Annotated in this window: 7 protein-coding genes; 2 read left to right on the forward strand and 5 right to left on the reverse strand. The window is 50.6% G+C overall.

The genetic code is table 11. The features are described from left to right. Positions 1-70 precede the first annotated feature (70 nt). On the reverse strand, positions 71-304 hold the full coding sequence (locus tag ACR0ES_RS09390; RefSeq protein WP_480773609.1) for a type II toxin-antitoxin system RelE/ParE family toxin: 234 nt from the start codon (positions 302-304) through the stop codon (positions 71-73). Between the two features lie 56 nt (positions 305-360). Next, entirely contained in the window at positions 361-606 is a 246-nt protein-coding gene (locus ACR0ES_RS09395) for a type II toxin-antitoxin system ParD family antitoxin (RefSeq protein WP_209504385.1), read from the reverse strand. Positions 607-984: 378 nt separating this feature from the next. Here ACR0ES_RS09395 and ACR0ES_RS09400 point away from each other — a divergent pair, with 378 nt between their 5' ends. Next, positions 985-2,181 carry an adenylate/guanylate cyclase domain-containing protein gene (locus ACR0ES_RS09400; RefSeq protein WP_480607943.1) on the forward strand — a complete coding sequence of 399 codons (1,197 nt, stop codon included), beginning with the start codon at positions 985-987 and terminating at the stop codon, positions 2,179-2,181. Positions 2,182-2,255: 74 nt separating this feature from the next. Next, entirely contained in the window at positions 2,256-3,404 is a 1,149-nt protein-coding gene (locus ACR0ES_RS09405) for a hypothetical protein (RefSeq protein ID WP_480607946.1), read from the forward strand. A gap of 450 nt (positions 3,405-3,854) precedes the next feature. On the opposite strand, the gene ACR0ES_RS09410 is transcribed toward ACR0ES_RS09405, so the two are convergent. From ACR0ES_RS09410 to ACR0ES_RS09420, 3 genes are all read right to left on the reverse strand, one after another. Continuing rightward, on the reverse strand, positions 3,855-4,646 hold the full coding sequence (locus ACR0ES_RS09410; RefSeq protein ID WP_480623452.1) for a class I SAM-dependent methyltransferase: 792 nt from the start codon (positions 4,644-4,646) through the stop codon (positions 3,855-3,857). A 443-nt stretch (positions 4,647-5,089) separates the two neighbouring features. Then, the gene (locus tag ACR0ES_RS09415) at positions 5,090-5,737 is read right to left on the reverse strand and encodes an MAE_28990/MAE_18760 family HEPN-like nuclease (RefSeq protein WP_480870385.1); all 648 of its coding nucleotides are present in this window, start codon (positions 5,735-5,737) and stop codon (positions 5,090-5,092) included. Next, a partial coding sequence (locus ACR0ES_RS09420) for a hypothetical protein (protein WP_480870387.1) occupies positions 5,734-6,140 on the reverse strand: 407 nt, incomplete at its 5' end. The genes ACR0ES_RS09420 and ACR0ES_RS09415, both read right to left, overlap by 4 nt.

Genomic DNA, 6,140 nt, shown 5'->3' on the forward strand with positions numbered 1-6,140 from the left:
CTCGAAGGATACCTTGGACAATGCGATCAAATGCTGTGTGTGCAGCCCGCATTTCTGCCATTCGCCGAGACTACAAGTGCTGTTCCATATCCATACTTTGATGCAGTATTCTGATGATCGCGATCAACTCGCCTCGAATTTGATAGTAAATCGCATGCCTACCGATCAATGTCTTGAGATATCCCTCGCGGACTAAAGATGGTCTGCCCGCCTTCTTCCCCGCCGCGATATCTTCAAACGCGTCGATGATGTCGTTGGAATACACCTCGGCTCGTTCGCGTGACCATTCTTGCGCCGTGTAAATTCAAATCCCTTCGAGATCAGCTTCCGCCATCGGTGAAAGCACATATTTTTGAGATATCAGGTGCTGTTCTTCTGGCGCATGCGTTCCTGAAACGCCTCGCGGTCAAAGGCACGTGGTTCACCCGAGTTTTCACCAACGATCAATGCGTCCTTCAGCGCCTGGATTCTGGCTTCATGCTCCTCGAGAAGCCTTAGGCCTGCCCGTACGACATCGCTTGCCGAGCCGTAGCGTCCGTTGCTGACCTGAGTGTCGATGAAACCGGCAAAATGGTCCCCAAGGGACATCGAAGTGTTCTTTGCCATGTTTGCCTCCTAGATATCACATATACCAATATTCGGTATTTTTTTAATATCCCCGGATACGTGGTACAGTGGCACGTCATCGAACTGACGATGGGGTGGCATGCGGCGGATCGGAGGATCGGTCAAGCGCTGCGGCATAGCTTCACCAGACCAGACTTTCGCTGCGGTGGCAAAATTGAGCGTACGGCGAGCTGGTGGTCTGCGGATGTAGCTGGCACTCACCTCGAAGCAAATAAGCTACACGAACGCCTGATCATTGGAAAACCGCGGGAGTTGGAAATGAGAAAGCGCTAGATTTTCGATTTGGTCTCGGTATTTTTTGGTAAGCGTTAGTCGCGAACGTAACACTCTTACCATTGCATCAGAAGATGATGAATTTTGCCGCAAGATAACGAAACGCAAGCGAGTTCTAACAAGATTGCAAGACGTCTTGCAGCGATACTGGCTGCCGACGTTGCCGGATATAGTCGTCTTACCAGCATCGATGAAGAAGGCACTGCTAAAATGCTCTTAGAGCATCGATCAGTGACTGATGCGCTTATTGAGAATTTTGGTGGTCGGATTGCCAACACCGCAGGTGACAGCATTATTGCTGAATTTGCGAGCTCTGTCGAAGCGGTGCGATGTGCCGTTGAAATTCAGGAAGCAATACGGACACGCAACCTCTCGGTTCCGTCGTCTTCTCAAGTTCAGTTTCGCATCGGGATAAATGTCGGAGACGTGATCCTTCAAGATGGTGATCTTTTAGGTGACAGCGTAAATGTGGCCGCTCGACTAGAAAGCCTCGCTGAACCTGGTGGAATCTGCTTGTCTGGCGAGGTACACGACCAGATACAAGGCAAGCTATCCCTTGGATTCCGTGCCATGGGAACCAAGCGATTAAGGAACATTGATCGTCCGGTGCGCGCTTACAACGTTGAAGGCGTCCAAGATGTCAGTGTGCGTAAAGAAAATAAGCTGCGCATTCTGGCCGCGGGAGGTGCCTTTTTCGCTGCCGCCTGCTTGGGTCTTGTGTATGTTCTTACTGCTCGTGACAGCACTACAACGCTTTCTGGTGGATCGCCGCCGTGGACGTCTGAAAGCAACCTAGATGCACCTCCACTGCCTAAGATGTCTGACGTAGTTGCATCAGGCGAATGGAATGAACATTCCTATTATGCAATTTTGACATGGGGCAGTTCCTGGCAGTCAGCTGTTGCAGATGCCAAAGAGAGGGGTGGCTATTTAGCTTCCATTACATCCGAAGCTGAGAACAGTTTTGTTTTCGAACTCATTAAGAACGATGAGCGCTTGTGGGATATGCATCAGGATGGGCAAGCTTTCGGACCTTGGATCGGCACATATCAGGAGGAAGGTGCTATTGAGCCAGACGGTGGGTGGGCGCTGGTCAGCGGCGAACCGGTTACGTTTTCGAACTGGTCAGAAGGCCAGCCAAACAATCATGGCGGGAACTCGGACGTCGTTCGGTTCCACAATTACGTTCATCAGCCTTCACCGTATTGGGACGATGCAAACGGCACCGGATCATCACGAGGGTATATTCTAGAAGTTGAGCGCGTGGATAGTACTAACTGATAAAAGCGGGCCTTTGACGTTGTAAATATCAGTACATTCCAATTCTCTGAATACGGGGAACCTGAAGAAGCAAAATGCAAATATTCTTTAGACATTGGATCTTATCCGTTTTTTTAGTGTCGTCGATCATTGCGACGTCGGCAAGTGCGCAAAACGTGACGTTCCCAACGGACTTCTTTGCTGAACGCCTGCAAGGCTCTGCATGCTCGAAGTTTTTTTCTTCATCTCGCCTGAACAGTGACCTTAAGATGATTTCAGCACTAAGTTCAGCGAGCATGACGAGCACCAATTCTCTGAACGTCAACCACGATGCCTTCTCCAAAAGGTGGACAAAGCTCTTAGAAGTTTCATATGGCGCGGCGGCAAAAGGTGACGCCGCGGCCAGCAAAAAAATCTTGGGCACTCTGGTCCATCTTGGGAAAGCGAACGCCCTGCTGAATGCCCCATCATATAATAGCGCAAAGAAAGTGGAGTGCTGGAAAGGTGGCCGAAGCGACCAACCATGTCCACTGCATGTTGTGCAACACACTGGCTATACTGGCGTTGCAATGTTGTATTCGGCCATTGTGCTTGAGGAATACGCGACACCAGACCAGAAACGAATACTGGATACGTACTTTGACAAGATCTACAAGAAATTCCTTTCCCCACTGGCGTCAAACGGCGCGCAAAGTGACGGATTGTATGAATTTGGAGACTATGGTTTGGGCGTGCTTGCCTACGCTAGGTGGAAACGTGATGCATGGCTCGCCAAAAGCGAAATACGCAAGCGCCGCTCCTCTTTCATCAAAAAGATAGATGCCCAAGGCATGCTGAAAGAAAACTCATTTCGCGGCTACCGCGGCTATTGGTATCACACTCTGGGAGCAGAAAGCGCCTTTGGTTACGCGCTAGTTGCCAGAAGTTTCGGTACCGACTTTTTCAAGGACGCCAAACTTGGTCCAAGGCTTCAGAACCTTGCCAATCAAACGGTGATTGGTGGGCAGAGTTACTCTGATTTTCGCGAGCGCGCCCTGCAAAAATCTCCGAAAAATGCAATCAAGGACCCAAACGCAGAAATCCCCCACATGCATCAGTTCGCCGTTGGCTTACCGATCATCTTAAAACGGGAATATGGCTACGGGATAACAACAACGTCAGCTTACAGATCAAAGGGCCGTCTCGAAACGATCAGCAAAATAACAGGTTTCAACGCTGATTGTTACTACTCCAGTTTACGCTGAATTCGGCAGCGTATCTGTTGCAGCGTGGCACACTGAGAAAATCTAACGTTCTGCTTAGGGCTCTCTCGGAACCTTCGCTGCGCCAGGCTTGAATGGCCGCCCTTCGAGATAGGGGCCGTTCACCTGGTCGCGCGTGAATTGGCGGTGAGCGGGACAAACCCGACTTTGGATTTTCAACCCTCGCTGACGCAGCATAACTTTGCAGTCGCGGCGCACCTTCTGTTGCCGTGCAGCGCATGTCACCGAAGCAGTCGTTCAGCAGCGCGGATCTTGCCCGAACCCATACTGTGCTTTCGCCGCAGCCAAGTCAGACAAGAAAGACGCGGACGCAGCGTGAATTCGCTGCACGGGCGCAAGTGTCTGCTTTCAGCGCCTGACGCAGCAACGTTGCAGTTAGATATCAACCTATCTGGGTTGTGGATTCACGCGGGCATGAGCGACGCGAGGATATTATTTGCGTCCTGTCACGACATTCACCGCGTCAGGGTAGACAAGTCTATCGCCCACAACATATGCGTCGAGCATTTCCGCGACCTCTTGAATCAAGGCACTTTGCGCATCTTCTTCGAGTGCGAGAAATGCGCCTGCAATAGGCATAGACGCCAGATGCATGGGAACAAATTCTGGCGCAAGCGGAACATCGATCATCAGCTCTTGCCTCTGAACGGCCACATCCGAAAACCCTTGATCCGCGACCTGTTTTCTTAATTCTTCCACCGGTGGCGTCTGCCGTTGAGCGCTCTGCTTTTCTGCAATCTCGGGGGAGATGTGGTGGGCAACGGCAGAGCAGAGGGCTTCAGTGTAAGCGCTATGACCATCCCAGATTGAGAAGGCCAAACGCCCGCCTGGAACCAGGAGCCGCAAGAACTCACTCAGAGCTTTGGGCTGTTCCGGAAAGTAATGGTAGCCATGCTGCGAAAGAATGACATCGTAAGACCCTGATGGCAGTCCGCTGCTGCATACATCGCTCTCAATCCATTGAATATCGAGATCACCGGCTAAATCTTTTGCCTTGGCGAGCATTGGCGCGTTGATATCCAGACCATCGACCTTCCCGCTTGCTCCAACCTTTGACTTTGCCAGTCGGGTTGTCACACCTGTTCCGCAAGCAACATCCAAGACACGTTCCGAAGAAACTAGTGAAGCCTGTTCAACAAGCGCCTCAGCCCATCGGCCAAACCAAAGGGGCACCATGATTTCTTCGTAGATTTTGGGTCCGTTACCTGCCAATTGAAATGTCATGGAAAAACCTTTGTCGCTTTTTCTGTTAGCGACAGCGTATGCGCGTACCCATTCTCAGGTCAAACCGCCGTTGATTGTGTTGTGTTCAGGATGTCCTTTGATCTGGACATTCATGCAAAGCGCAGCATCGGTCATTTTGGGCTCACAGTCAGATTTCGCCGCTTGCGGCGCGAACCACTGCTCTTGAGATGTCAACGACCGCGGAATGCACGATACGACACAAGATCAACGGCTTGCTAGAATTTGTCGATGGCTGGTTCCGTTGCAACTGCAACTTGAGACTTTCTGCAAGGGCATTCGGCGGCACTGAGCCCACTTTGACCGATGTTGCGCGATGCCCCAATTGCAGCAATGCGCAGGAAGCGGACTTCGCAAAGTCATTAGGCAGTCTAATCGGCGACTAGTGATTGCAAACGATGCCTCAGAACAAAACACTGCCGCCCTTACGCTGCCAAGTATGATTTGAGCTGAACCCTGTTGTCGAGGGCATCACCAAACATTCTCATCAATCCTATGGTTTTATCCGCTAATTCATCCAAGTCACTTTTAGCGACGAAAGTATCTTCGCCGTGAGCAATGGCGTTGCGTCGCTTCAGTAGGATCGCGTCAATGAAACTCTCATGCTCATCAAATTCTTCGCTCGGTATCTCGCAAACTAGGCAAATTTCGCGGAGCACTTCCGAGTTCAAATTGGACTTTGTGTTCACTAGGTCATCATTCACACGAGAAAACTGTTTGCTCGAAGCCACTAGAATTTCATCCAACAACGCACATTTGGACGCCATGTTACTCTTGCTTGTTGAAAGTGCCGACAATCTTGGCAGGAAATAGTTTTTCAGGAACTGCGGACTAAGGTTCGCGTACTGAAATTTACGCAAGGCTATATGAGTTAAATACAACCTTGCCGAATTTCTAACATGTCCTTCCCAATGTGCGTACGAGACAGTTACCAATGCTCGAAGAAGTACTTTTTCTAGAGATTGGTCTGCTCGCCGGATCGCAGTCTTGAGGTCAGATATCTCCCGGATTCGCCATGTCCTGTCGGAGGTGACAAGTTGTGAGAAGTCGTCGGCAGAATATGGTTTGCTCATGGTCTAAACCAATCGTTCCCGAAAGGGACTGTCTTCTGAATCCTTGTTGTCCCGCGCATCCCTGGCGAGACAAAATCCGTAACGTCAGGCTGCGACCAAAAGGCTCGTGATTTATCTAGAACGAATTGAACAGGATCTTGCTCCTGAAGAATTGCTCCAAGATTGCGCGCAACACCTACGGCGATGGACTCTAACCCAACCAAGCCGACGCGCCCGCTGTATGCTCCTTGATCAAATCTTCGAAGCACATCACCTCCCGCGGCTTGATAAAGTAAATTAATGGTCGAGTTTATGGTCTCGGTAGCTTCAGCGATGGACCTGTCCCGTTTTTGTGCCGCCCCAAGTGCTCGTTTAAGCCACTTTCCTTTCGAATGCGACAGGGCTTTTCCAGCCCAATGCTGAG

The sequence above is a fragment of the Ruegeria sp. N7 genome (genome assembly GCF_056531345.1).

What these genes read in the sequence shown, in the direction of transcription:
- ACR0ES_RS09410 (WP_480623452.1), bottom strand. Translation starts at nt 4,646, where the DNA reads ATGACATTTCAATTGGCAGGTAACGGACCCAAAATCTACGAAGAAATC.
- ACR0ES_RS09405 (WP_480607946.1), top strand. Translation starts at nt 2,256, where the DNA reads ATGCAAATATTCTTTAGACATTGGATCTTATCCGTTTTTTTAGTGTCG.
- ACR0ES_RS09395 (WP_209504385.1), bottom strand. Translation starts at nt 606, where the DNA reads ATGGCAAAGAACACTTCGATGTCCCTTGGGGACCATTTTGCCGGTTTC.
- ACR0ES_RS09415 (WP_480870385.1), bottom strand. Translation starts at nt 5,737, where the DNA reads ATGAGCAAACCATATTCTGCCGACGACTTCTCACAACTTGTCACCTCC.